Annotated in this window: 26 protein-coding genes; 23 read left to right on the forward strand and 3 right to left on the reverse strand. The window is 62.2% G+C overall.

The genetic code is table 11. From position 1 onward, the window contains the following. Positions 1-5: 5 nt before the first annotated feature. The 17 genes from motC to IB263_RS03100 all read left to right on the forward strand — a co-directional run bounded on the left by motC (position 6) and on the right by IB263_RS03100 (position 14,586). Positions 6-1,307, forward strand: a complete 1,302-nt coding sequence (gene motC / locus IB263_RS03020; RefSeq protein WP_034800729.1) for a chemotaxis protein MotC — start codon at positions 6-8, stop codon at positions 1,305-1,307. After that, the gene (locus IB263_RS03025; RefSeq protein WP_192437572.1) at positions 1,304-2,719 is read left to right on the forward strand and encodes a flagellar hook-length control protein FliK; all 1,416 of its coding nucleotides are present in this window, start codon (positions 1,304-1,306) and stop codon (positions 2,717-2,719) included. The genes motC and IB263_RS03025 overlap by 4 nt, the downstream gene beginning before the upstream one ends. Next, on the forward strand, positions 2,670-3,227 hold the full coding sequence (locus IB263_RS03030) for a transglycosylase SLT domain-containing protein (protein WP_034800733.1): 558 nt from the start codon (positions 2,670-2,672) through the stop codon (positions 3,225-3,227). Before IB263_RS03025 ends, IB263_RS03030 begins: the two co-directional genes overlap by 50 nt. Positions 3,228-3,496: 269 nt before the next feature. After that, complete coding sequence (gene rem, locus IB263_RS03035; protein WP_034800735.1) at positions 3,497-4,168, forward strand: transcriptional activator Rem; 672 nt, start codon at positions 3,497-3,499, stop codon at positions 4,166-4,168. 91 nt (positions 4,169-4,259) lie between these two features. After that, a complete protein-coding gene (locus IB263_RS03040) occupies positions 4,260-5,471 on the forward strand; it encodes a flagellar hook protein FlgE (protein WP_034800738.1) in 1,212 nt (403 codons plus the stop codon). A 23-nt stretch (positions 5,472-5,494) separates the two neighbouring features. Then, the gene (flgK, locus tag IB263_RS03045; protein ID WP_113554008.1) at positions 5,495-6,952 is read left to right on the forward strand and encodes a flagellar hook-associated protein FlgK; all 1,458 of its coding nucleotides are present in this window, start codon (positions 5,495-5,497) and stop codon (positions 6,950-6,952) included. 2 nt (positions 6,953-6,954) lie between these two features. Further along, on the forward strand, positions 6,955-8,001 hold the full coding sequence (locus IB263_RS03050) for a flagellar hook-associated family protein (protein WP_060516522.1): 1,047 nt from the start codon (positions 6,955-6,957) through the stop codon (positions 7,999-8,001). Between the two features lie 34 nt (positions 8,002-8,035). Continuing rightward, on the forward strand, positions 8,036-8,383 hold the full coding sequence (flaF, locus tag IB263_RS03055; protein WP_034800744.1) for a flagellar biosynthesis regulator FlaF: 348 nt from the start codon (positions 8,036-8,038) through the stop codon (positions 8,381-8,383). Continuing rightward, positions 8,380-8,829, forward strand: coding sequence for a flagellar biosynthesis repressor FlbT (flbT, locus tag IB263_RS03060; RefSeq protein WP_034800746.1), 450 nt, complete (start codon positions 8,380-8,382; stop codon positions 8,827-8,829). Before flaF ends, flbT begins: the two co-directional genes overlap by 4 nt. Further along, a complete protein-coding gene (flgD, locus tag IB263_RS03065) occupies positions 8,820-9,230 on the forward strand; it encodes a flagellar hook assembly protein FlgD (RefSeq protein ID WP_034800748.1) in 411 nt (136 codons plus the stop codon). Before flbT ends, flgD begins: the two co-directional genes overlap by 10 nt. A 7-nt stretch (positions 9,231-9,237) precedes the next feature. Further along, positions 9,238-9,504, forward strand: coding sequence for a flagellar biosynthesis protein FliQ (gene fliQ / locus IB263_RS03070; protein WP_034800750.1), 267 nt, complete (start codon positions 9,238-9,240; stop codon positions 9,502-9,504). Between the two features lie 132 nt (positions 9,505-9,636). After that, positions 9,637-11,724, forward strand: a complete 2,088-nt coding sequence (gene flhA / locus IB263_RS03075; RefSeq protein WP_034800753.1) for a flagellar biosynthesis protein FlhA — start codon at positions 9,637-9,639, stop codon at positions 11,722-11,724. Beyond that, positions 11,721-12,473 carry a flagellar biosynthetic protein FliR gene (fliR, locus tag IB263_RS03080; protein ID WP_034800756.1) on the forward strand — a complete coding sequence of 251 codons (753 nt, stop codon included), beginning with the start codon at positions 11,721-11,723 and terminating at the stop codon, positions 12,471-12,473. The genes flhA and fliR overlap by 4 nt, the downstream gene beginning before the upstream one ends. A gap of 4 nt (positions 12,474-12,477) precedes the next feature. Beyond that, entirely contained in the window at positions 12,478-12,891 is a 414-nt protein-coding gene (locus IB263_RS03085; protein ID WP_060516519.1) for a hypothetical protein, read from the forward strand. An 80-nt stretch (positions 12,892-12,971) separates the two neighbouring features. Continuing rightward, positions 12,972-13,526 (forward strand): rod-binding protein, encoded by a 555-nt coding sequence (locus tag IB263_RS03090; protein WP_034800760.1) that lies wholly within the window; start codon positions 12,972-12,974, stop codon positions 13,524-13,526. A 125-nt stretch (positions 13,527-13,651) separates the two neighbouring features. Further along, positions 13,652-14,020, forward strand: coding sequence for a hypothetical protein (locus IB263_RS03095; protein ID WP_034800762.1), 369 nt, complete (start codon positions 13,652-13,654; stop codon positions 14,018-14,020). Continuing rightward, positions 14,020-14,586 (forward strand): hypothetical protein, encoded by a 567-nt coding sequence (locus tag IB263_RS03100; RefSeq protein WP_060601879.1) that lies wholly within the window; start codon positions 14,020-14,022, stop codon positions 14,584-14,586. The genes IB263_RS03095 and IB263_RS03100 overlap by 1 nt, the downstream gene beginning before the upstream one ends. Positions 14,587-14,653: 67 nt before the next feature. On the opposite strand, the gene IB263_RS03105 is transcribed toward IB263_RS03100, so the two are convergent. After that, a complete protein-coding gene (locus IB263_RS03105; protein WP_192437574.1) occupies positions 14,654-15,643 on the reverse strand; it encodes a glycosyltransferase family 2 protein in 990 nt (329 codons plus the stop codon). Positions 15,644-15,783: 140 nt separating this feature from the next. Between IB263_RS03105 and IB263_RS03110 the strand changes: the two genes are divergently transcribed. From IB263_RS03110 to IB263_RS03120, 3 genes are read left to right on the forward strand one after another with little or no spacing between them, the layout of a single operon-like run. After that, on the forward strand, positions 15,784-17,031 hold the full coding sequence (locus IB263_RS03110; RefSeq protein ID WP_234824383.1) for a glycosyltransferase family 4 protein: 1,248 nt from the start codon (positions 15,784-15,786) through the stop codon (positions 17,029-17,031). Then, positions 17,028-17,843, forward strand: coding sequence for a WecB/TagA/CpsF family glycosyltransferase (locus IB263_RS03115; RefSeq protein WP_034800768.1), 816 nt, complete (start codon positions 17,028-17,030; stop codon positions 17,841-17,843). The genes IB263_RS03110 and IB263_RS03115 overlap by 4 nt, the downstream gene beginning before the upstream one ends. 11 nt (positions 17,844-17,854) lie before the next feature. Then, positions 17,855-18,733 carry a DUF6492 family protein gene (locus IB263_RS03120; RefSeq protein ID WP_060584341.1) on the forward strand — a complete coding sequence of 293 codons (879 nt, stop codon included), beginning with the start codon at positions 17,855-17,857 and terminating at the stop codon, positions 18,731-18,733. A 15-nt stretch (positions 18,734-18,748) separates the two neighbouring features. On the opposite strand, the gene IB263_RS03125 is transcribed toward IB263_RS03120, so the two are convergent. Then, positions 18,749-20,023: a lipopolysaccharide biosynthesis protein gene (locus IB263_RS03125; protein ID WP_060516517.1), complete on the reverse strand. Its 1,275-nt coding sequence runs from the start codon at positions 20,021-20,023 to the stop codon at positions 18,749-18,751. A gap of 259 nt (positions 20,024-20,282) precedes the next feature. Here IB263_RS03125 and IB263_RS03130 point away from each other — a divergent pair, with 259 nt between their 5' ends. Both IB263_RS03130 and folD read left to right on the forward strand, forming a co-directional pair. After that, positions 20,283-22,298, forward strand: coding sequence for a GumC family protein (locus IB263_RS03130; protein ID WP_192437576.1), 2,016 nt, complete (start codon positions 20,283-20,285; stop codon positions 22,296-22,298). A gap of 251 nt (positions 22,299-22,549) precedes the next feature. Next, on the forward strand, positions 22,550-23,449 hold the full coding sequence (gene folD, locus IB263_RS03135) for a bifunctional methylenetetrahydrofolate dehydrogenase/methenyltetrahydrofolate cyclohydrolase FolD (protein ID WP_034800773.1): 900 nt from the start codon (positions 22,550-22,552) through the stop codon (positions 23,447-23,449). 48 nt (positions 23,450-23,497) lie between these two features. Here the strand turns inward: folD and IB263_RS03140 are convergent, their stop codons facing one another. Beyond that, complete coding sequence (locus IB263_RS03140) at positions 23,498-24,529, reverse strand: substrate-binding domain-containing protein (RefSeq protein ID WP_034800775.1); 1,032 nt, start codon at positions 24,527-24,529, stop codon at positions 23,498-23,500. Between the two features lie 294 nt (positions 24,530-24,823). Here IB263_RS03140 and IB263_RS03145 point away from each other — a divergent pair, with 294 nt between their 5' ends. Next, on the forward strand, positions 24,824-26,182 hold the full coding sequence (locus IB263_RS03145; RefSeq protein WP_192437578.1) for an ABC transporter substrate-binding protein: 1,359 nt from the start codon (positions 24,824-24,826) through the stop codon (positions 26,180-26,182). Positions 26,183-26,337 lie beyond the last annotated feature (155 nt).

Raw genomic sequence — 26,337 nt, forward strand, 5'->3', positions numbered from 1 at the left:
GCGCCATGCTGAGACGCCTGCGAACCGCTCTGATGGCCTGCTGTGTGCTGGCGACCCCCGTTTTAACCGGGGGTGCCAGGGCGAACGATATCGAGGAGCTCGCACCTTTCAAGATGATCCGGTCGCTGCAATATGTGCAGGACTCGGTCGTCCTTGGCGACCATTCGGCGATCGAAATGCAGCGCTTCATGCTGGGCGCCATCGACAAGCGCCTGCGTGCGGCCGACGCGGCGGTCTTCCGTGATCCGCGCAACGTCGATGCGGCGCTGGTCTATGCCATGAGCGGCGGCAATCCGGAGACGCTGAAGTACCTTGCGGATCACGATGTGGCCGGGAACTTCGATTCCCGCGTCACCGAGGCGCTGACGCAATATCTGAATGGCAAGGGCGGCCTGATCGTCGAGAGCCTGTCCAAGGCCGCGCCTGAGTACCGCAGCGCCCGCATCGGCCCCTATCTCTACCTCATCCTCGGCAACGCGACATCGCAGCAGGATCCTGTGGGCGCGATGAAGTACTACGACTGGGCCCGTCTCGCGGCCCCGGGTACGATCATCGAAGAGGCTGCCCTGCGTCGCTCGGTTTTCCTCGCGGTTCAGGCGGGCGACGCGGACAAGGGCTTCCGCTATGCGCTGACCTATGCCCGCCGCTACCTGACCTCCCCCTATGCCAGCCAGTTCGCGGATGTCTTCGTCGAACTCGCCGTCGCCCATTTCGATGGCGGGGCGCAGGGGCGAATTTCGGAGATCCTGGGTTTCATGGACGCGCCGCGCCAGCGCGAAGTCTTCCTTCGCGTCGCCCGCCGCGCGGCGATCGCCGGCAAGCAAGAACTCGCAAAGCTCGCGTCTGAACGCGCCGAGGCGCTCGGCGCAGACGGCGCGCCGCAGCCGAAACTGCTTGCCAGCTTCTATGCCGGATTGGCCTCGGTGCCTTCCAATGACGTGTTTGCCGCGACGGCGAGCCTGGCGGCGATATCGGATGCGGAGCTTTCGCCGCGCGACCGCGCCTTGCGCGACGCTGCAAAGGCGGTTGCGGACGCCGTCGTCCGGCCACCTGTCGGTGAAAGCCTCACGCAAGCGTTTGCGTCTAAACCCGATAGACCGGTTGAGGCGAACGCGTCGGCCGCAAGCGAGGAAACTGGCAGCGGCATGAGCCCCTTTGGTAGCGGGCAGACCCCGGCGGTTGCGCCGGAGACCGTGGCCGCATCCGGCGCTGACGAGGTGGCGGACCCGAAGCACGATGGCTTCGTGGCGAAAGGACGATCGAAGATCGAAGAGATCGACGCTCTCCTGAAGGGAGAAGACAAATGAGGGCTGAGGACACCCTGCGCATGCCCCCGACACCTGTCGGCACGGGAAGCGGACGAGCGGGCGGCAAGGAGCAGGCTGGTGGTGCATCGGCCGGCGCGTTTGAAGATGCCGTGGCCAATGCCGGGCGGCAAAGAAACAACGACCAGCCGGGTTCAGGCAAAGGCGGCAACGACGCCGCTGCCGGCAGCGACGCGGAGGCGGTAGCCTTGATCGACAAGGACAATATTGCCAAGGCTGCGGGCAGGGCCGTGACACGCAGCATCAGCCTTGGTCGCAACGACCAGTTCGACGAACACGCGCTGCGCGACCATTTCCAGGCGGCCGAGCGCGGCGTTGGCGGCAAACGTGCCGTCGACAAGACCGATCCGGCCAAATCGGCTGCCGTGTCCGATGATCTGGCTCAAGTGGAGGCCGATGAAGACCTCGCCAAGCGCATTGCCGCCTTGACGAAAGGCATTGGCAAAGCGACGGCAGATGGCGCCTCGGTCGATGGCGACGTCCACGCCGGCGGCGAGAGCGCAGAAGCCAAGCAGACACCGACAGCGATGGACGATCTGCTGACGCTGCTGGGCGGTGCCCAGGCGACGCAGCCTCAGGGACAGACGGCGGCCGCGCGCCAGGCAGCGGATGGCCAGATTGAAGGCGCGGCGCCCGTTGCCGGTGGCAGCGAGCATGGCGCGAAAGCCGAGGCACAGGCGGGCGAGAACGACCCAGACCGGCTCTTCCGCTTCGCCCGGGCTGACGGCAAGGGACAGGCCGTTTCCATGAGCCTCTCGAAGGACGGTGATGCGGCGTTCGACGCTGCCCGTTCGCAAGCTTCCGCCAAGGTCGAGAATGTCACCGTGCTCGAGGCCCGGCGTTATCTCGGCATCTCGATGAGCCCGAACACCAGCGCCGTGGCAGACGCCATCGCCGGTGAGGCCACCACTTCCCTGCAGCCAAGTGCTGCACTCGGTCAGCCGGGCGCGTGGACGCAGGCCGGAAAAACGCTCAACACCCTGAAGATCCAGCTTCACCCGATCGAGCTTGGCCTCGTCACGGCCACGCTGCGCCTGAAGGATGACGAACTGCAGGTCGAGCTGAAGGTCGAGAACGGCGACGCCTTCCGGCAGTTGCGCGACGACCAGAACGACTTGGTCAAGGCGCTGCGCGCTCAGGGCTTTGCGGTCGATCAGGTGAACATCGTGTTCAACTCCGGCGGCGACACGTCGTCCGGCGGCGGCTCGCAGGCGCAGGCCCAAGCCCAGGCCGGGCAGCAGGGCCGAGAACGCGCCGATGGCAACGGCCAGGGACGACAGCAGCGACAGGACGACAGCCAGTCTTCGGCGGCGGAAAGGTGGGTTGGCAATGGCGGGACGGACGATGCGGCTGCCGGCACTGAGCGCTCTCGTACTGGTCACGTCTACATGTAGCGCTTTTGCCAGCGCGGACGCAGGCGTCTGCGAGCGCGAGATCATCAGCGCAGCGGCGAAGTACGATATCCCGGCCGGGATCCTCTATTCGGTCGGGCTGACCGAAACCGGCCGCAAGGGATCGCTTCAACCCTACGCGATGAACATCGAAGGCAAGGCCTATTTCGGTAGCAGCGAGCAGGACGTTCTAACCCAGTTCGGCAACGCGCGGGCACAGGGTGCCAAGCTCATCGATCTCGGCTGCATGCAGATCAACTATTACTTCCATGGCGAGCATTTCAGCTCGCCGCAGGAGATGCTTGACCCGCGCAAGAATGTCGAATATGCCGCGCGCTTCCTGGCCAATCTCCATGCGAGGCACGAGACCTGGACAATGGCCGTTGCGCGCTATCACGCAGGCCCGAACAACGACCCGGCGCAGAAGAAATATGTCTGCCGGGTGATCGCGAATCTCGTCGCGACCGGCTACGGCAAGTGGACGCCGAACGCCACGCAGTTTTGCCAATAAGCAACCATCAATTGTATTAGCGTTCCATTTGCCGCATTGTGGCGACAATGCGCGGACAATGTGACCGCAAGCGATTTGTCGTAGTCCGTTAACTTTTCCACATTATTTTAGTGCCGCCTTGAGGCGGGTGCTACTAGATATAGATCAAATCGGCGAAACATGGTTAATCAATTATTAATTCCACCCAGTAACTTCCTCTAGTTGTTCATGAATCCCTCGATTCGTACCTCTCAATCAGTGCGGAGCCATACTGATTCGGAGGCGGGCGAATGATCGTAGTGGTTGATGAAAGAGAGCTGGTGAAGGACGGGTATACGTCCCTCTTCGGACGTGAAGGTATTCCCTCGACGGGTTTCGATCCCAGGGAGTTTGGAGAGTGGGTAAACGCGGCTGCCGATTCGGATATCGATGCCGTGGAAGCCTTCCTGATCGGGCAGGGCGACACCACCTTCACGCTGCCGCGGGCCATCCGCGATCGCTCGATGGCACCGGTCATCGCGATGAGCGACACGCCGTCCCTCGAAAACACGCTTGCACTCTTTGATTGCGGCGTCGACGACGTTGTGCGCAAGCCTATCCACCCCCGCGAAATCCTTGCCCGCGTCGCTGCGATCCGCCGGCGCCTGAAGGCGATCGCCAACTTTACCGACATTGGTCCGATCCGCGTTTTTGCCGACGGCCGCGATCCGGAAATCAACGGCGATGTCTTCGCCCTGCCGCGCCGCGAGCGCCGCATTCTCGAGTATTTGGTCGCAAACCGCGGCCGTCGCGTCTCCAAGTCGCAGATCTTCAACGCGATCTACGGGATCTTCGACGAGGACGTCGAGGAAAACGTCGTCGAAAGCCACATCAGCAAACTGCGCAAGAAACTGCGCAAGAAGCTCGGTTTCGACCCGATCGATTCGAAGCGTTTCCTTGGCTACTGCATCGACTGGAACTGAGCGCCACGCCGATGGGCGGGCACTGAACCAAGACAGGTTCACGCAAGGCCCGCTTCCTAGTGTCGCCGTAACAAGGAAATGAGGATCCGATATGAGTCTCTATGGCAGCATGAGAACGGGTGTGTCCGGTATGAACGCCCAGTCGAACCGTCTGGGCACGGTCGCCGAAAACATCGCGAACGCCAACACGACCGGCTACAAGCGCGCCTCCACGGAGTTCTCGTCGATGATCCTGCCTTCGGGCGGCGGCAACTACAATTCCGGCGGTGTCGAAACGCAGGTGCGCTACAGCATCTCCCAGCAAGGCGGCACCAGCTATACGACGTCGGCGAGCGACCTTGCGATCAACGGCGGCGGCTTCTTCATCGTTTCGGGCAATGGCGGTGAGAACTTCCTGACGCGTGCCGGCTCCTTCGTTCCGGACAAGAACGGCAACCTCGTCAACACCGCCGGCTTCACGCTGATGGGCTACGAGTACAAGGCCGGCGTCGATCCGACCGTCGTCGTAAACGGTTTTGACGGCCTGGTACCGGTCCAGCTCAAGGACGAGGGCCTGGTCGCCGCCGGCTCGACCAAGGGTACGATGGAAGCAAACCTGCCGTCGGGCGCGGCCGTCAACGATCAATCGAAGACCTCGATGGTTGTTTACGACAGCCAGGGCAACACCCGCATCCTCGATTTCACCTACACCAAGACAGGTCCGAACGCCTGGGGCCTGAGCGTCGTCGATCGCACATCGGGCACTACAGTCGGTACCCAGACCATGACGTTCGACGCGGCCGGCAAGCGCATCGGCGCCGTCCCCGCGACGCTGACGACGACGGCCATCAACAACCTGCCCGGCACCGGCGCCAACCTTGGTGCGATCACGATCGACACCTCCAAGACCACGCAGCTCGGCGGCGACTTCAGCAGCACCGGCGGTGGCATCGACGGCAGCAAGCCGAGCAAGATGTCGGGCTTCGAGATCGACAAGGAAGGCATCGTTTACGTCAAGTATGGCGACGGCAACCTCATCCCCAAGTTCCGGATCGCCCTTGCGACCGTCCAGAGCCCGGACAAGCTGCAGCCGCAGTCCGGCAACGTCTACTCGCAAGGGGCGGATTCAGGCGTTATTGTCACCGGTTTTGCCGGCTCTGGCGCTTTCGGCAACATCCAGTCCAAGGCGCTCGAAAACTCCAACGTCGACATCGCCAACGAGCTGACCTCGATGATCGAGGCGCAGCGCAACTACACGGCAAACTCCAAGGTGTTCCAGACCGCCTCGGACCTGCTTGACGTGCTTGTCAACCTGAAACGGTAATTGAAAGAGATACGGTCCGCGTCATGTCGCTGTCCTCCGCAATATCCATCGCACAGCAGGCCTTCAGCAACACGGCGCAACAGACCGCGATCGTGTCGAAGAACATCGCGAATGCGGGCAATGCGGATTATTCGCGTCGCCTTGCCCTCTTGGGCAGCACCGGCAACGGCGCGCAGGTCGTATCCATCTACCGGGCACAGAACGAGGCGCTGCTCAAGCAGAGCATCGCCAGCATCGGCGAAGCCTCCGGCCAGGCGCGGCTTCGCGATGGCCTGGAACTCCTGAAATCGGCTCTCGGCGGTAACAACTACGAGACTGCGCCGTCAAAGCTGCTGTCGGAGTTTCGCAACAGCCTGCAGACGCTGGCCTCGACCCCGGGCAACAAGACGATTGCGGCGGCAGCGGTCACCAGCGCCCAGGACCTTGCCGATTCCCTGAACAAGACCTCTGGCACCGTGCAGAACATGCGCGAAGATGCCGACAAGGAAATCGCTCTTGAGGTCGACAAGCTGAACAGCCTGCTTGCGGACTTCGAGCGGGTGAACAACGAGGTCAAGTCGGCGACTGCATCCGGTGGCGATGCGAACGATGCGCTTGACCAGCGCGACAAGATCCTGAAGCAGATTTCGGAGATCGTCGGCATCTCCACCGTTACGCGCGGCAACAACGATACGGTGATCTTCACCACCGACGGCACGGTGCTTTTCGAGAACATTCCGCGCCAGGTGACGTTCGCGCCGACAACGACCTATGACGCCACCGTCACCGGCAACAAGATCTTCGTCGACGGCGTACCGATCGCCCCTGGAAGTGGCGCAGATACGACCGCCAAGGGCAAGCTTGCGAGCCTCGTGCAGCTGCGCGACGACATTGGGCCGAAGTTCCAGTCGCAGCTGGACGAGATCGCCCGTGGTCTCGTCGAGCTTTTCAAGGAAGGCAACCCCAGCGGGGTGCCGCCGGTTCCCTACCAACCGGGCCTCTTTACCTGGGGAAGCGCGGGTGTGCCGGCTGCCGGCACCGTCGTTCCCGGACTGGCATCGAAGATCACCGTCAACGCTCTGGCCAAGGCCAACCCGCTTCTTTTGCGTGACGGCGGCTTCAACGGCGTTGTGTCGAACCCTGGCGGTGCGGCAAATCCGAGCCCCGGCTACACGGGCCTTCTCGACGGCTTCATCAACAAGATGGGCGAGAACATGACGTTCGACCCGTCGACCGGTCTCGACGGAACCAGCAGCCTGCTGAACTTCGCGACCGGGTCGGTCGGCTGGCTGGAGCAGACCCGAAAGACGGCATCGACCGCCGACGACAACAAGCGCGCTATGCTGTCGCGCACCCAGGAAGCGCTCAGCAAGCAGACCGGGGTCAGCATTGACGAGGAACTGTCGCTGCTGCTCGATCTCGAACAATCCTACAAAGCATCGGCCAAGCTGGTGAGTACCGTGGACGCCATGATGGCGGCCTTGATGGAAGCTGTGAGGTAATCATGAAGACGTCCTACGTTTCTAATCTGGCGATCCAGACCGCCATGCGCATGACGATTCAGCAGAACCAGATGGATCTGCTGAAGGCGACCCAGGAGCAGACGACGGGTCGGCACTACGACGTCGGCTTGACGCTTGGTGCGACGGCGTCGCGCTCGCTCAACCTTCAGCGCGAGATCGACCGGCTGAACTCGATGAAGAGCACCAACTCGGTCGTAACCCAGCGCCTCTCCGGCTCGCAGGGTGCGCTGGAAACGATGGCGAAAGCGGCCGAAAAGGTGCGCGACACGCTCGTTACCTACAAGGGCAACGATGCCGCGAGCCAGCTTAAGATCCAGAAGACCGAGATCTTGGGCGCGCTGCAGACCTTCACTGCCGCCGCAAACACGTCCTTCAACGGCGAGTTCCTGTTTTCGGGCATCAATACCGACGCCAAGCCTCTCGCCGACTACACCGCTACGTCGGCGGCAAAGACTGCCTTCGACGCTGCGTTTACGGCGTTCAAGACCGCCAACAGCATCACGTCCGACGACCAGATCACCGTCACCCAGATGCAGGACTTCATCAAGAATACGGTCGAGCCGATGTTCACCGGTACGGGCTGGGATGCAAATTGGTCGGACGCATCCAGCCAGAACATGACGAGCCGGATCAGCGCCAGCGAAGTCATCGAAAGCTCGACCAACGCCAATACCAACGGCTTCCGCATGTTCGCCATGGCAAGCGTAATCACGGCCGAGCTGATGGACAAGAACGTGACCCCCGAGGTGCGGGCGGCGATCGGTGTCGAGGCGTTGCAGTATGCAGAGCAGGGCATCGCCGGCCTCAATGCAGAGCGCAGCCAGCTCGGTATTTCGGAATCGCGGGTGAAGAAGGCGAACACCTCGATCGACGCGCAGCTCAAGCTGGTCAACACGCATGTCGCCGACCTCGAAGGCATCGATCCGATCGAGACATCGACCCGGATCAACACGCTCAAGGTGCAGTTGGAAACGTCCTATACACTAACGTCGCGACTACAGCAGATGAGCTTGCTCAATTTCCTCTAGTGTGAGGAGCCGGACAAACATGAAGGATGTCTGAATGTACCAATTTTCCTATGCCGAGATCATGGAGGACGGCGTCGCCGACTCCAAGAATCGAGAACGGCAGGTACTCGATCGCTCGATCGCGCTCATGGAAGCAGCGAAACAGCAGAAAGGGTATTCGAGAGAGGCCATCGAGGCCATCTACTTTACCCGGCGCCTGTGGATCCGTTTCATCGAGGATCTGCGTGCACCGGAGAACCAGCTGAACGAAGAGCTGCGCGCCAATCTGATTTCGATCGCCATCTGGATACTCAACGAGACGGAAAAGATCCGCAAACGCGAATCCTCCAACTTCCAGGGCATAATTGACATTACCACCATCATCAGGGATGGACTGAAATGAAGAGCACACTGCGTATCTCGCTGAAGTCGGGCGAACGGATTTTTGTAAACGGCGCGGTGCTGCGCGTGGACCGGAAGGTCGCGGTCGAGTTCCTGAACGATGTGACGTTCCTGCTCGAAAACCACGTGCTGCAGCCCGAAGACGCAACGACGCCGCTGAAGCAGCTCTATTTCATCGCGCAGATGATCCTCATCAATCCGGAAGGCGCCGAGCAATCGACCGCGATGTTCCGCAAGTCGATCGTCATGCTGCTCAACTGCTTCAAGAACGAAGAGATCCTTGCCGAGCTGAAGCGCGTCGACGGGCTGGTGACCAACGGCCGCGCCTTCGAAGCGCTCAAGGCGATCCGCGGCCTCTATGCAATCGAAGACCGCATTCTCAACACGCAGGAAATCACGCCGGCAACAGTCGAGCAGATTCGCAAGGAGATCGCACCATGGCGGTAAGCGGCGTCAGCAACAACGGCTACACCCCGAATGTTTCGGCCCAGGATTCGGGCGGCGACGCCGCCAAGGCATCGCTCAACTACGAGAGCTTCCTGAAGCTGCTCGTCGCCCAGATGAAGAATCAGGATCCGACGCAGCCGATGGATGCGACGCAGCAGATCGCCCAGCTTGCGACCTTCTCGCAGGTGGAGCAGACGATCAAGACCAACAAGAACCTTGAAAGCCTGCTGCAGCGCACGTCGCTGAGCGAGGCGGACGCCGTCATCGGGCGCACCGTCACCAGCGAAGACGGCAAGACCACTGGCGTGGTTAAGGAAGTGAAACTATACTCTGACGGAATCATTGCGGTGCTGGATAACGGCAAGGAGCTTGTTATCGGCCCGGGCGTCAAGGTGAAGTGATAACTCCATGAATGAGGCGGATGCCCTCGATATTGTACAGGCCGCGATCTGGACCGTGATCGTGGCCTCAGGGCCCGCCGTTCTCGCCGCCATGGTTGTCGGCGTCGTCATCGCCTTCATTCAGGCGCTGACCCAGGTCCAGGAAATGACGCTGACCTTCGTCCCGAAGATCCTTGCCGTCATGATCACGGTTGCCGTGTCCGCGCCCTTTATCGGCGCCCAGATTTCGATCTTCACCGACATCATCTTCTCGCGCATCCAATCCGGTTTCTGAAGCCGCAGCTTTAAAGCTTGTTCGCATGCAGCGGCATGAAACCCTCGCGCAAGCTTGGGTCGCTATCTCCGTCTCTATAGTGGGGCAGCGCGTGTGAATGCTGCCTTGATCTCATGATGAGACGGAAGAGACATGGCACAGCAAGCAGCGCTGATCATCCCGAAAGTAGCACCGAAGGGCCGGGACGTCGGCTTCGCGCTCGGGATCGTCGCGATCCTGTCGATCCTCTTCCTGCCCATCCCGCCCTTCCTGATCGACATGGGGCTCGCGTTCTCGATCGCCTTTTCCGTGCTGATCCTGATGGTCTCGCTGTGGATCCAGCGTCCGCTCGAGTTCTCCTCGTTCCCGACCATCCTGCTGATCTCGACCATGGTGCGCCTGGCCTTGAACATCGCCACCACCCGAGTCATCCTTTCGCACGGCCACGAGGGCCACGGCGCTGCCGGCGGCGTCATTTCCGGCTTTGCCAGCCTCGTCATGTCCGGCGATTTTGTCATCGGTCTGATCGTCTTCCTGATCCTCATCACCGTGAACTTCATCGTCATCACCAAGGGTGCGACGCGTATCGCCGAAGTCGGCGCGCGCTTCACCCTCGATGCGATCCCCGGCAAGCAGATGTCGATCGACGCCGACCTGTCGGCGGGCCTGATCGACGAGAAGGAAGCACAGCGCCGCCGGCGTGAACTCGAGGAAGAAAGCTCCTTCTACGGCGCCATGGACGGTGCGTCCAAATTCGTGCGCGGCGATGCGATCGCCGGCCTGATCATCACCGCGATCAACATCTTCGGCGGCATCATCATCGGTTACCTGCGTCATGGCATGCCGATCGGCGAAGCGGCCGACGTTTTCGTCAAGCTATCGGTCGGCGACGGTCTCGTCTCGCAGATCCCGGCGCTCATCGTCTCGCTCGCCGCCGGCCTTCTGGTGTCGCGCGGCGGCACGGCCGGCTCCACCGACCAGGCGGTCGTCGGGCAGCTCGGCGGCTATCCGAAGGCGCTCATGGTCGCCTCCGGTCTTATCATTCTCCTAGCGGTCGTTCCCGGCCTGCCGTTCCTGCCCTTCGCCGTGCTCGGCGGCGGCATGGCGTTCCTGAGCTGGCTCGTGCCGCGCCAGATCGAGGCTGCCAATGCCGCGCGTCGCGCCGAAGAGGCGGCCAAGGTCCAGCAGACCAAGGAAGGCGAGCAGGATTCGGTCAAGTCGGTGCTGAAGACCGCTGAGATCGAGCTGCTTCTCGGCAAGCAGGTCTCGACCCGCCTGCTTGGCGCACACCAGGAACTCGCCTTCCGCGTGGGCAAGATGCGCCGCAAGTTTGCTGGCCAGTACGGCCTCGTCATTCCGGAGATCAAGGTTTCGGACGACATCAGCATTCCGGACAAGGCCTACCACATCCGCATCCACGGCACGACGATCGCGTCCAACACGGTGCGCGTCGGCGAAGTCCTGGTGGTCACCGGCGGCGGTCGCCGGCCGAGTGTTCCGGGCGACGAGATCCGCGAACCCGCCTTCGGCATGCCGGCGGTCTCGATCCTCGAAACCTTTACCGAGGACCTCAAGCGCGAAGGCTTCCATCCGATCGATAACGTCTCGGTGGTGTTGACGCATTTGAGCGAAGTGATCCGCAACAACCTGCCGCACCTGCTTTCCTATAAGGACGTCAAGGTGCTGATCGAGCGGCTCGATCCGGAGTACCGCAAGCTCGCCGACGAAATCTGCACCTCGCACATGTCCTATTCGGGCCTGCAGGCGGTGTTGAAATTGCTGCTTGCCGAGCGTGTCTCGATCCGCAACCTGCATCTGATCCTTGAAGCGGTCGCCGAACTCGCGCCGCATGTACGCAAGACTGAGCAGATCGTCGAGCATGTGCGCGTGCGCATGTCGCAGCAGCTTTGCGGCGACCTCGCCGACAACGGCGTCCTGCGCGTGCTCAGGCTCGGCAACAAGTGGGACATGGTCTTCCACCAGGCGCTGAAGCGCGACGCCAAGGGCGAGGTCGTCGAGTTCGACATCGATCCGCGTCACCTCGAAGAGTTCAGCGAGCAGGCGACGAAAGTTATCCGTGAACATCTCGATCGCGGCATGCCCTTCGTGCTGGTAAGTTCGCCCGAATCCCGTTCTTATGTGCGCATGATCATCGAGCGCCTCTTTGCCACCTTGCCCGTGCTCTCGCATGTCGAGCTTGCCAAGGGCCTTGAGATCAAGATCATCGGCTCCATTTCATGATCACCGACCCGGAGGGCACGGTGCTGGCGCTGTTTGCGGCCTTCTGCCGGATCGGCGGCTGCATCATGATCATGCCCGGGTTCTCCAGCGCGCGCGTTCCGATGCAGGTGCGGCTGTTCATTGCAGTCGCGGTTTCCATGGCGATCCTGCCGGTCATGTGGACGGACATCTATCCGCAGGTAACCGGCAAGGGGCACAGCTACATCTATTTGATCGCCGCCGAGACGGCGGTCGGCGCGGTCATGGGCCTTGTCGCCCGCTACTATGTCCTTGGACTGCAGTTCACCGGAACGGCGATCACCATGTTGATGGGCTTTGCCTCGCCGCCATCGTCGGATGTGATCGAAGATACGCCCGAAAACCAGGTGACCAGCTTGATCAGCTTCGCCGGCCTGATGGTGCTGTTCATGCTGGATTTCCATCATGTGATGATCGAGGCGATCGTTCAATCCTATCGGGCCATGCCGATCGGCACTCCCTTCGATCCGCAGGGTGTGCTGATCACGCTCACGGATTCGCTGGCGCAGATCTTCATGATCATGTTGAGGCTCGCGAGCCCCTTCATCATCTATGGCCTGCTTTTCAACGTGGCGATCGGCATGGTGAACAAGCTGGCGCCACAGATCCCGATCTACTTCATCTCGCAGCCCTATCTGATCATGGGCGGCTTGTTCCTGCTCTATCTCGGTATCGCTGCGATGCTGCGCCTGTTCGGCGACGGTTTCGCGCTCGTCATGCAGGGAGGATAGCCGCATGAAGACCCGCTCGCAGAAGCTCAAGCGCCTGGTCGCCGTCCAACGCCATCTGGAGCAGATGGCGGAGGCGGATTTCGTCGAGATGGTGCGGCAGCGCGAGGTCCTGGCTGAGACGATCGATGTCGTCGTCGATGCCATGGGCTCGGCTCATCCGATGCACCGCATGTTCTCCGGCCACTATTCCTCGCAGATCGGACGGCTTGTGCAGAAGGACCAGATGCTGCACGGCATCCAGCAAACGCACGAGGCGCGCATGCTGAGGGAGCGCGCGAAAGCCGACCGGCTCGAGGAAAACATGAAGGAGGCCCGCCAGTCCGAGGACCGCGAAGAGGCCGACAATTCCATCTACGACCTGATCGATCAACACGTTACGGGCAACGCGCCAGCTTCCCGTAAGCTTGACGGGCGATAGTGCGTCATTCCCGGTTTGCTCCGATGGCGGAGCGGATCCGGGCCGACCAATGCCCAGGCTCGATTTTGAGAGGATTCGTCATGGCCATCTCTCCGCCCAGCGATCTGGTGATGGATGTCGTGCGCGCCGCCGACCCCACCGAAGTGCAGGAAGCGCAGGCGCGGTTGAAGGCCAACCGTGCCGCGTTCAAGGCGACGAGTCTGGCGGAAAACGGCAACGGCTTTGCCGCTGCCGTCAACGTTCTCAATCTGTCGCCGGAAGGTTCGAGCGGGCTCGGCGACCTCAACAACCGCGTCGAACAGAAGAAGATTCCGGAGACCTATCGCAAGTTCGAGGCCATGGTGCTGCAGAACTTCGTGAAGTCGATGCTGCCGACCGAAAGCGAGAACGTTTTCGGCAAGGGCAATGCGGGTGATATCTGGAAGAGCATGATGGCCGAGCAGATCGGCGACGTGATCTCCAAGAGCGGTGGCATCGGCATTGCCGAACAGCTCGCGGGCGCCGAAGGCACCGATCGGGTTCAGGCATCGCTGGACGGTAACAGCCGAAACCTCGCCGCAAGCCTCGTGCAGGAATACGAGCGCAAGACGCTGACCGGCTTTACGACCGACAACGACAAGAACAAGCAAGCCTAGGGCGGGGTGGGGGAACTGCTTGCAGTTTTCCATCCGCATTTCGCTCTAATTCATAGGAATAGATCGCGCTTGAGAATCCGGTCGATCCGACCAGAAATCATCGTGATCCAATTGGGAGTTGATTCATGGAAGCCATGGCATCCAATGACGTCCGGATCCAGAACGTGCTCGGCCGCCTGGAAATGATCCTCGACAACGAGAACAGCCGGATCGGCATCGACCCGGAATTCGATATCAAGACATCGAACGCGCACAAGAGCCGTTGCCTCTACGAACTGACGATGCTGCACCGTGACATGCTGCCGGGCGAAAACTCTTCGGCTTTCTCCTCGCATGCTCTGCACCTGCGCGAAAAGCTGTCGGTCAATTCGCAGAAGGTCGAGGCCCATCTCGAAGCCGTTCGCGCCGTCGTCGACCTCCTGAAGACCGCCGCCCAGGATGCCGATGCGGACGGCATCTATTCCGAAGCGCAGTTCCGCTATAGCGATTTCTGATGCTGAAGCTCGTTTTCACCGGGGTCTGGGTCTGCGCGGTCACGCTCGGATCCGTCTACTTCTCGATGCAAAGCGCCTCCGCGCCCGCCGTCCCGGACGGCGAGGCTGCCCGGCGCGCATCGGAGCAATATGTTCCCGGTGAGATGATCACCATTCCGGTCATCCGGGATGGTTCCGTTCAGGGCTATTTCCTGACCAAGCTTTCCTTCTCCGCCACCAAGGAGGGGATCAACAATCTTCGCGCGCCGCTGCGCCAGATGGTTACCGATGAGCTCTACGATCTGCTCGTCGGTTCGAAATTCATCGACATCGCCGACACCGGTACGTTCGACCTGCCCACCTTCAAGACGACGGTAAAGGACGGCCTGAACAAGAAGCTCGGCGACGAGGTGATTACCGAGGTGCTCGTCGAGCAGCTCGAATATCTGACCAAGGAAGACGTCAAACGCGTCGCCAACAGCCAGAATGTGCCGCGGCAAAAGCCGGTCCCGATCACCGACAGGAACGGCAACGTCGCCGGCGACAAGTTGCCTGAAGGCGCCGTCAAGGCAAGCAGCGCACACTGATGATTGTTGGAAGGGACGCCCGGGTGGGTTTCCGCTCGGCCGCTTGCCCTCGACGAGGCGGTATCCGTCAGTTCTTTTCCGGGGTGCGGTACTGCTCGTTGACGAGGCCGAGTTCCGCCATCAGCCGGCCGATCGCCACATAGAAGTGGTATAGTCCGGCCGCTGCCAGCCCGCTCTTGTTCCACAGTTCCAACCCGCGCGGCACCGATGCGCCAAGCAGCGCCAGCGATTTGCCGAAGGTCCTGAGCCGGCCTTTGAAGCTCGGGTCACGCCGATGTTCGAGCATCGTCGAGATCGCGCCATTCCTGAGGCTGCGCGCCCTGATCCAGGATGCGCTGGTGCGGCGGGCGGGCACGGTCTCGGCAACCCAGGCGTCGGTTGCCCAGGCGAAGGAAAACCCTTTCGCCTTGCAGCGGCTGTAGAAATCCGCATCGCCGCCGCCGATGAAGTTGAAGGCGGGATCCAGGAAGGGTTGCGGCATCGCGTCCAGCACTCCACGCGTAACGAGCACGTTGCCGGAGGAATAAAGGATGGGCACCGGCCCGGTCGCGTCATAATGGGGCGTGAAGACCGGATGGCGTTTCCACTTCTGCCCGCCATCGCCTTCGAAAACCGGAAGCTGCGGGCCGCCGACCATATCGGCACCGGTCGTTTCCTGTGCCGCGATGAGGCAATCGAGCCATTCGGGCGCCGCCACTTCGTCGTCGTCGATTATCGCGATCGCCTTGAGGTTCGGGTAGGTTTGGAGCGCCGTCGCCCAGCCGGCATTGTAGGCGTGGCAGTTTCCGCGCTGATGCGCGACGATCACGACAGAATCCGAAGGATGTCCCAGGAAGAAGTCTTTGGTCGCCGCAGCCCCGGCCAGCCCGTCGGCATCGTTTTCGACGACGACCGTGGCGTAGGAGATGTCAGGCCTTTGGGAAACAATGGTTTTCAGCGTCTTGACGACATGGTCCGGCCGACGGAACGTCGGCAGCACGACGACGAGTTCGATGTCGCCGGCGTCTTCCAGCTCTGTCCGGAAGTAGACGGAAATGTCCTGGCCGGTCGTCGTCATGGCGAAACCTGTAAAAGCAAAATTGTGTCGCAATACAGCAAATCTTCCTAAACAGATGCTGAACCCTGGCGGCATATTTTGAAAGGGGTCTTTAAGCGCTCCTTCACCCCATGCTGCTAATGAAGGCCGCAGTTCCATTCATGACGCGTGGCAAAATGCATCTGGTCCTGGTCTCTTCGCTCGTTCCCGTCGCCAATCCGGCGTCCGGTTTCGACATTGCCAACCGGGCTGTGCTCGACGGTCTGCGCGCGCTCGGTCACCGCGTCAGCGTCATCGGTTTTCTCCAGCCGGGACGCGTGCCCGCGCCCGATTGCGATATGCATCTTCTCGGCGAGCTGGAAGTCACCAATGCCAAGGTTGGCACGTGGCAGAAGTTGAGCTGGCTCGCGACGGCCTTCCTCAACCGCACGACCGTCTCATCCGGCAAGATGCTGGTGGTGTCGTCGAGCCGGATTCAGTCGATCCTCGAGAGCCTCGCTCCGTTCGACGGTCTCGTGCTCAACTCGGTGCAACTGCCGGCCGCTTTCCAGCAGGTTTTCCGCCCCCATCCGTCGATCTATGTCGCGCACAATGTCGAGGCGGATTCTGCCTTTGAGAATGCCGAGCGGGCCAAGGGTACGGTCGAACGCTTTCTTTTCCGGCGCGAGGCGCAGTATCTCGAACGCTACGAGCAGCAACTGGCGCAGAATGCGGTGGCCGTCTGGACGTTTGCGGAGGCCGATCGCTTCGGCTTCGGCCGCGCCGTCAGCGACCGGGCCTTCGTGCTGCCGCTGGTCACCGGTTGGGATGCGGCAGTAGTGCCGACAGAAGCAGCCGAGCTCCAGCAGGACCTCGGCTTGATCGGGACCTGGAGCTGGCGGCCGAACCGATTGGGGCTCGACTGGTTTCTCGCCGAGGTCGTACCGCATCTGCCGCAGGATCTTTCGATCGCGATTGCCGGCCAGATGGATGGCATACCGGCGGTTTCCCATCCCGGTGTTCGCTTCGTCGGACGGGTTCCTGATGCACGCGCCTTCGTCACGGAAAGTGCGGTCATACCGCTCGTCAGCCGGGGCGGTACGGGCGTCCAGCTGAAGAGCATCGAGACCTTTGAGCTTGGCATGCCATCCGTGGCGACGCAGGCGTCGTTGCGCGGCATCGAGGCGCTTCCTGAGAATTGCGCCGCGGCCGAAGATCCGGCCGAGTTCGCGCGCCTGTTGGTCGACAAGGTCACCCGCGCGCGCGGCGGCGACCGCCAACGCCTTGACGGTTCGGTCTTCCATCGCGCCCAGAAGGCGAAGCTGATGCGGGTCATGCGCAATGTGCTGGCCGGCCTCGCTCCGAGTGCCTCGGCCGAGACACCCTCGGTTCCGCCCGAGCTAAAGGTCCATGACGGGGGGCGGTCGTGACCAAGACGACCACCGGCGCGAACGCCGCCCTGTCCGGGCGCCTCATCCTGGGCATGCCGGTGGTCGATTTCGATTGGGGGAGTGCCTTTGCCTTTGCGGCCGACGCGCTGTCGCGCCCGGGCGGGCAAACAACGCTCGCCTTCCTCAACGCCAACAATGCCAACCTGATGATGCGCGACGGCGAGTACCGCGAGGTTCTCGGTCGCCAGGTCGTCTTTCCCGACGGTCACGGCGTCGATATCGCTTCCTATCTCTTTTACGGCAGCATGTTCCCGGCCAATCTCAACGGCACGGACTTCGTGCCGGCGCTGCTGACCTTCATCGACCGGCCGCTGCGCGTTGCGATGATCGGCGCCCGTGCGAAGGTGCTTGCGCGCGCGGCCGAGAATTTTCGCAGGCACGCGCCATGGCACGAGTTCCTCCCCGTTTCCGACGGGTTCTTCGATCGTGACCACTCCGAGCAAGTGCTTGCCGATGTCCGGGCGCTGAATGCTGATATCCTGCTGGTGGCGATGGGAAGCCCCGGTCAGGAGAAATGGGTCGATGCCCATGTGGGGCCGCAGGACGCCCGGCTGGTCATTACCGTCGGCGCGCTCTTCGATTTCGTCGCCGAGGCGTTTCCGCGGGCGCCGAAGTTCCTGCGCCGGATGCGGCTGGAATGGTTCTTTCGCCTGGCGGTCGAGCCGCGGCGCATGTGGCGTCGCTATGTCCTCGGAAACCCGCTTTTCCTGTTTTACGTCCTCTGGCACAAGCTGTCGGGGCGGGCGCGGGAAAACGTCGCCGACACCAGCCTTCGGACGGGAACATCGTGAACGGTCAGACCATGCGCACAGCCATTGTCACAGCGTCCTACGCCAATGACTTCGAGCGCTGCCGGCTGATGTGCGAAAGCATGGACCGCAAGCTTCAGGGCGATTGGAAGCACTATCTGCTGGTTGCCGATTTCGACGTTAAGCTCTTCCGGCAACTGGAGGGCTCCAGACGCCAGGTTATCAGCGAACGCGATCTCCTGCCCTGGTGGCTGCATCCCGTCACCGACCCGCTTTCGGGCGGCCGCCGGAAGCTGTGGCTCAGTCCCTTTGGCCTGCCGCTGCGTGGCTGGCATGCCCAACAGCTTCGCCGCCTGGTGCTCGCGCGCCACATCGACGAGGCGGCGATGTTTGCCGTCGATTCCGATGTCGTCTTCCTGCGCGCCTTCGATCCCGCCAGCCTCTGGCAGGGAGAGCGGTTGACGCTCTACCGCAAGGACGGGGCGATTAATGCGCAAATGCGCTCCAACCATCTCGAATGGCTCGCCCATTCCGACAGGCTTCTCGGGATCGGCCCCTACACGTTGCCGGCCAACGACTATATCAACACGCTGATCGCGTGGCGCACCGATACCAGCCGCAAGCTGCTCGAGCACATCGAGACGCTGCACGGTCGGAACTGGGTGAGGGCGATGACCCGCACCCGCGCCTTCTCCGAATGCACGATCTACGGGCGCTTCGTCGACGAGGTGCTGGGCGGGGAAGGTCATGTTCCCTCTGATGCCGCGCTCTGTCATGTGCTCTGGTTCGAAGACAGCTACCGGCAGGATCTCTCCGGTCTCAGGGCGTTCTTGAAGGACATGGCGCCGCATCAGGTCGGCATCGGCGTGCAGTCCTTCGTCGGCCACGATCTCGACGATATTCGCCGGGCGGTGTTCGAACTCGCGGCCTGAGGCATCTGTCTTGCTTCAGATGACCCGATCAGTCGGCTTTCTGAGCGCCGAATAGGTCAGTCCGAACGAGAGCGCGTAGAGGACCAGGAAGATCCCGTTGAGCGCCGGCGCCCAGGTCGCGACATCGGTCGTCGTCTGCAGCAACAGAACCAGCAGCCCCACCTTGACGACGCCGGCAATCAACAGGTTCAGCATGCGCCGCACAGTGCGGCCGGTCGCGTAGAGCAGTTCGGAGTGGTACTCGATCAGGTTGCGGAACGAGGGCACGAGCACGATCATCGCGACAATCGGCGCGGCTGCCGACACGTTGCGCCCGAGGCCATCGGGAAAGACCCACAGATAGAATGCCATGGCCGCGATGGCGGCAAAGGACGCAAGCGCCACCAGGAGTTCGATCGAGAGCCGGACACGCCAGCGAGCAATCGCCTCGGGCGTTCGCATGATGCGCTGGACGAGCAAGGTGTTGAACGACCGCACCGGTAGCGCCGTCAGGTCCGCCAGCCGCATCAGGATGGCATAGAGGCCGGACACCGCCGGCCCGCCAATGGCGAGTACCGCAATCTTGTCGAACTCCGATTGGATGTAGAAGAGCACCTCGGCGCCGGCGACCGACACCGAATCCGCCCAGCGCCGGAAGTAAAGCCGTGGCTGCCAGCGCAGCCGGACAGGCGGGTAGAACCAGAGAAGGGCCACCAGAAGGCCGAGCGCATTCGCAAGCAGATAGAGGTAGGACCAGGCTTCGAGCGTTTTCCAGGGGAGCAACGCAAGGAACAGGGCAGCGGCGGTGCGGATCGCCGTTCCGATCACCACGAGGAGGGCGCCGCGCCCGAAGCGACCCAGACCGTTCAGCACGATGACGGCGGTCTCCAGCCCGCGCCAGCAGAGGATCTCGGCCAACATGAAGGCAGCAAAAGTGCCGGCAGCCATGTCGCGGGAAAAGAGGGCGAGGAAGGTGATCGCGCAGATGATTGCGATCAACGGCAGCGACAGCACGGCGCCGACCAGGAAGCCGGCGCTATAGGTGCCGACAAGCAGCGGCTTTACGGTCGCGACCCGATAGAGCGGCGACATGAAGCCGAAGGCAAGCACGCGCGATATCATGATGCCGGCGGCAGACGCGGTCGCGAACAACCCGAAATCGGCGATGGCGAGCGTGTTGGCAACGGCGATGAAATAGACGAGCGACAGCACGAGCCGGCCCGCCGAACCTCCGGTCATCGAGAGGTAAGCGTGGATGAGCGCCCGGTGGCGGAGATAAAGCGCTTTGATGCGATGGGGCACGGCCGACATTTCCAGTAGCGCGTTCCCGCTCGATGCCGATGGAAACGCTCTATCTCCTTGATATCTCACACTTCCAAGGGCAGGGCGCGCAAAGCGTTCGCCTGGAATTGCGCTCGTCCCTCCGTCATAGGCGGGAAAGCTTAATAAGGCGTGAGATCACGCCGTTCGCGCCGTCACTTCCCGCCGAAATTAACGATTTGTTTTCCATGTTTCCTTAGGTTGGCTTCACTATTCGGAATTCGCCGTTTCGGCAGCCGCGGGATCAGTCATGTTCAACATCGACGACGAGAAACGCCCGGTTCCGCGTGCATCGTTGCTCGATTTTGCAGCAGAGGACGCGCGCGATCCCGCGCGTGCGCGAGACAGGCGCACCGCCGACCCGCAGGGTGCAGGCTCGTCCTTGCTCGGTCGTCCGTCCGGTTCCGGTGGATCAGCCAATCAATCAGCGGCGCGGCGCGAAAACCGTTCGAAAGGTCAGCCCCCGCGCGACGAAACGGTGCGGCCGACAGCCAAGGCATCCGCCGCCCGTAACCAACCCGGCCTCGGCGGCATGCGTGGCAAGTTTGCGCGCTGGCTTGCCGATAGTCCGCCTGAGGGGGCTGCGCCGGGAGTGACAGCCGACGGGCGAGCCGCAGGTGACCGCCCGCTCGTGGATATCAAGACCGTGGTGCGCGCGGTCTGGCAGCTCCGCAAGATCATTCTCGCGACCACGGCGCTCGGCGCCGTCGGTGGCGTCCTGTTGGCGTTGTCGACGCCCAGCGTCTTCGTTTCCGAAAGCAAGCTCTACGTCGATCCGCGCGAAGTGCGGCTGACGGATTCCGATCTGTCGAAACAATCGCTCGCAACCGAAGGCATTCTCGCCATCGTCGACAGCCAGCTCGAAGTGTTGCGCTCGCGAACGGTTATGGAAAAGGTCGCGGCCAGTCTCGATCTGGAAAAGGACCCGGAATTCGCCGGCAAGGGAGCTGGTGGCGACGCGTCCGCGCGCGTCCTGAAGACCTTGGGCGAGGCAATTCAGGTCTGGCGCGATCCGAAAACCTTCATCGTCACCATTGAGGCGAAGACCAGGGATCCCGAGAAGTCGGCACTGATTGCCAACCGATTGGTGGACACGTTCCTCGGCGAGGAGACCGCCGCGCAATCCGGCTTCTTCCAGAAGACGACGGTTGCGCTCGACGCGCGTATCAAGGAACTGAAGGCTGAACTGGACGCGGCCGAAAAGGCCGTCGAGGATTACAAGGCGAGCAACGACATTGTCGGCGCCGGCGGCGAATTGATCGCCGACAAGCAGCTCCTCAGCCTCAGTGATCAGGTCGCTGCGGCCCGCAATCGCATCGCCGAGGCGAAAGCCAAGGCCGAGGCGTCCGGCAAGGTGCAGCTCACCGATGTTCTGACGGGCGCCTACCCCGAGGAAATCAGTTCGCTGGCGCTCTCCGAACTGCGCAAGCAATACGCGGCGACCAGGGCGCAACTGAGCGCCCTTGATGCGAGCCTCGGGCCCCGCCATCCGCAACGCATCGCCGTTCAGCAGGCACTCGAGTCGTCGCGCTCGGAGATCGCCAACGAGTTGCGCCGCATCGCGGCTGCGGCGGGGACCGAGCTTGACCGCGCCCAGCGAACGGAACAGGACCTCGTGCAGCAGCTTGCCGTCCAGAAGGCGCGCCAGATCGATTCCTCCGCCGAATTCGTCGAGTTGCGCGAGCTGCAGCGAAAAGCGGCGGCGACCCGCGAGATCTACGAATCCTTCCTGAAGCGCGCCGGCGAGACGCGCGAAGAGGAAAAGCTGACCGCGAAGAACATCCGGGTGATCTCCAAGGCCGAGCCGGCGCTGCAGGCAAAAGGGCCCTCCCGCAAGATCATCGTGATCGCCGCCACCATGGCGGGCTTCTTTGCCGGCCTCGGCCTCGGCGTGCTGCTCGGCATCTATCGCAGCTTGAACGGATTGTTTCCCGCAACCCGGAAGGTCGAGGACGATGAGGCGCCCGAGCCACCGGAACCCGATGGCGGCCCCGAGCCCACGCGGCGCCAGCAGCCGCAGCCTGATCCGGCTTCGGCCAGGCTCGAGCTGCCGCCGCAGTTCAGCCCGGCTGCGCACCATGCGCAATCGCTGAACGCTGCCTATGCCGTTGCTCGCCGGAGCGCAACGGCGGGTCCTGTCACGGCTCAGCCTGTGCCGCAGACCGTAGACGAGGATGACGCCGACATCGCCAAGGTCCAGGAAGGCCTTCGCGCGCTGAGGTCTCGCGTCGAGCACTATTCCCGCCAGAAGCTCGCGCGCCGTTGATACGTCGGGCGGAGAGGCACGCTTGATTCGCGAACGTCTTGTGAGGCTGAGACCTCACGGCTTTCGGCGAAACCACGTGCACCTCTCAGTCTTGAGAGGAAATATCATCGGGGCACTCGAAACGGCAGCCAACCTCGTTGTCGCCTCTTGCATTTATGCGTTTGGGACAGCATAGGGCGCGTTGAGGCCATCGCCTTCTCTGAGGCGAACTAGAGTATGCCGCGTGAACAGGAAGCCAGGAGGAACATGCCGTGACGACTGTGATTGATGGCAAGAAGGTCGCCGCTTCGGTGATCGAAAGCGTGAAGGCCGCGACCCGTGCGCTCGAAACGGATGCGGGTGTTCGCGCAGGTCTCGCCGTCGTGATCGTCGGCGACGATCCGGCAAGCCACGCTTATGTTTCTTCCAAGAGCAAGATGGCCAAGGAGTGCGGTTTCCTGTCGGTCCAGCACACCTTGGCCGAGGCAACGACCCAGGAAGAGCTCGCTGCACTCGTGGCTAAGCTCAACGCCGATCCCTCTATCCACGGCATCCTCGTGCAGCTTCCGCTGCCGAAACATCTGAATTCCGAGCCGATCATCCAGTCGATCCTACCCGAAAAAGACGTCGACGGCCTGCACGTCGTCAATGCCGGCAAGCTTGCGACCGGCGATCTCGAAGGAGGTCTCGTCTCCTGCACGCCGGCCGGCGCCATGGTCTTCGTGCGCCAGACCCATGGCGACGATCTCTCCGGTCTGAACGCTGTCGTCATCGGCCGCTCGAACCTGTTCGGCAAGCCGATGTCAGCGCTGCTGCTTGCCGCCAACGCGACGGTGACGACCGCCCATTCGCGCACCAAGGATCTTGCCGCCGTCTGCCGCAACGCCGATATCCTCGTTGCCGCCGTCGGCCGCCCCGAAATGGTGAAGGCCGACTGGGTCAAGCCGGGCGCGACGGTCATCGACGTCGGTATCAACCGCGTACCAGCGCCGGAGAAGGGTGAGGGCAAGTCCAAACTCGTCGGCGACGTCGCCTTTGCGGAAGCCGCCGAGGTTGCAGGCGTGATCACGCCGGTGCCGGGTGGCGTCGGACCGATGACCATCGCCATGCTGATGGCCAACACCGTGATTGCCGCCTATCGCAAGGCCGGCCGCAAGCCGCCGCGCTTTTGATCCTGGCTCATATGGGATGATGAGACGCGTCGCGATTGCGGCGCGTTTTCATTTTTGCGGGGCAGGTCCGGTCGAGGCGCGCACGATGAGTTCGGCGCGCCAGAGTTCCTGCTCCGGATAGTCGCCGCGCTTCAGGATGCCGCCGATCAGCCGTGTGGCGATACGCGCCCCGGCGGCCCGCAGCGACGAGCGTGTCGTTGTCAGCGGGATGCTGAAATTTTCGGGCTTCAGCATCGGCAAGACGTCGTCATGGGCGATCAGCGAAATGTCTTCGCCGATTTTCAAGCCCGCCTGGTTGATCGCCCTGACAGCGCCAAGCGCCAGCACCGTACTTGAACAGAGCACCGCCGTCGGCGGCTGCGCGTGCTGCAGGAAGGGCTGCATGCTGCGGTAGCCGTGCTCGTCGGTCATCAGCGAATGCTGGACAAGTGCCTCGTCGAGCGAAAGGCCGTGTTCGGCGAGCGCCCGCAGCATGCCTTTTTTCCGGCGAATGGAAAAAGCCAGATATTCCGGCCCGTTGATCAGCGCAATCCGCTGGTGTCCGAGCTGTATAAGCAGCCGTGTCGCGTCGTAGAAGGCACTCGTATTGTCGATGTCGAGGAACGGATAGTCGCGGCTTTCGCCGATCGATCGGCCGTGCACGACGAAGGGGATCGAGAGCGATTTCAGCATGGCGATGCGCGGGTCGTTGGCGCGCATATAGGCGAGGAAAAGCGCATCGACATTGCCGCTGGCCGCCAGGCGCCGGAAGGTCACCTCCTCGTCCTCCGGCGCGCTCGGATTGAGCACGAAGTGGAAGTCGTGCTTGACCGCCTCTTCCGCCAGCCCTGCCAGAAACTCGCCGAAATGTACGTCGGAATCGATGCCGGGCGCGATCGGCATGACCATGCCGATCGAATAGGCCTTGCCGGTGGCCAATCGCTGCGCTGCGCGGTTCGGCCTGTAGCCGGTCTCACGCACGGCCTGCAGCACGCGCTGACGGGTTTCGGCGTTGACTTCCGGATAGCCGTTCAGCGCCCGGCTGACCGTCGTCTGTGACAGGCCGAGCAGCTCCGCCAATTGCTTGAGATTGACCGCCATGGTCGGGATTCCTCTCAAAGCGCTTTGGATACCCATATGATTTTTGGTGTTTGGCCCCAGCGCCCTCCGGTTTGTGTAGCATCCGTTTTTCGAGCAACAAAGCGGAATTCAACTATTGCGCGGTGCAAAACGTTACCGCAGGGCACAAATACGTCGCATGGAGAACAGCGATGGGAAAGCTCTTGACTCCGCGCGTGTCGCAATGGTTTGTTAGCGAACTCAAAGCGCTTTGAATTTTTCGCGCATTGTCGTCTGCCCGGCGGGATCCGGGTTCATCTTTGGGAGGAGAAGAACGTGAAGAGATCATTGCTGTTGGGCGTGGCCGCCTTTGCCCTGATTGCAGGTGCAGCCGGCGCCGCCGACCTCAAATTCAAGCCGGGCGAAGGTACGAAGTTCAACTGGGCGAGCTTCGAGGAGTTCAAGAAGGGCCACGACCTCAAGGGCCAGACGCTGACGATCTTCGGCCCCTGGCGCGGCGAAGACGAGGCGCTGTTCAAGAGCGTCTATGCCTACTTCACCGAAGCGACGGGCGCCGAGATCAAGTACTCCTCGTCTGAAAACTACGAGCAGCAGATCGTCATCGACACCCAGGCCGGCAGCCCCTCCGAAATCTCGATCCTCCCGCAGCCGGGTCTGATCGCCGATCTCGCCTCCAAGGGCTACCTGACGCCGCTCGGCGACGAAACCCAGAAGTGGCTGCTCGACAACTATGCCGCCGGTCAGTCCTGGGTCGATCTGTCGACCTACAAGGGCAAGGACGGCAATGCCGCGCTCTATGCGTTTCCATATAAGATCGACGTAAAGTCGCTCGTCTGGTACTCGCCCGAGAACTTCGAAGACGCCGGCTACGAAGTGCCGAAGACCATGGAAGAGCTGAAGGCGCTGACTGAGAAGATCGCCGCCGACGGCGGCAAGCCGTGGTGCATCGGCCTCGGTTCGGGCGGCGCGACCGGCTGGCCGGCGACCGACTGGGTCGAGGACATGATGCTGCGCACCCAGCCGGCCGATGTCTACGACAAGTGGGTCAAGAACGAGATTCCGTTCACCGATCCGGCCGTCGTCGGCGCGATCGACGAGTTCGGTTGGTTTGCGAAGAACGACAAGTTCGTCGATGGCGGCGCTGCAGCCGTTGCTTCCACCGACTTCCGCGACAGCCCGAAGGGCCTCTTCGCCTCGCCGCCGAAGTGCTACCTGCACCACCAGGCGTCGTTCATCCCGTCCTTCTTCCCTGAGGGCACCAAGATCGGCGAGGATGCCGACTTCTTCTACATGCCGCCCTACGAGAGCAAGAAGGAACTCGGCAATCCGGTGCTCGGCGCCGGCACGCTCGCCATGATCACCAAGGATTCGCCGGCCGCACGCGCCTTCATCGAATTCCTGAAGACGCCGATCGCGCATGAAGTCTGGATGGCGCAGACGAGCTTCCTGACACCCTACAAGAGCGTCAACGTCGATACCTACGGCAATCCGCCGCTGAAGAAGCAGGGCGAAATCCTCCTGAACGCCACCACCTTCCGCTTTGACGGTTCCGACCTGATGCCGGGCAAGATCGGTGCAGGCGCGTTCTGGACCGGTATGGTCGATTTCGTTGGCGGCAAGTCGTCGGCTGACGTTGCCGACGGCGTTCAGAAGGCCTGGGACGCCATCAAGTAACACCGGATGACGGGCGGCAGAGATGCCGCCCGTTGCCGATGCGGGTTCGCTGCCAGGAGAGGACGGACATGCGAAAGCAGCTTTCCGTTCACGGGAGAGGTGGGGCACCCCAATGAGAACGGCGACAATCGCCAGCCCTGCACGCGACCGTGCAC

The sequence above is a fragment of the Ensifer sp. ENS03 genome (genome assembly GCF_014852035.1).
GTDB lineage: Bacteria > Pseudomonadota > Alphaproteobacteria > Rhizobiales > Rhizobiaceae > Ensifer > Ensifer adhaerens.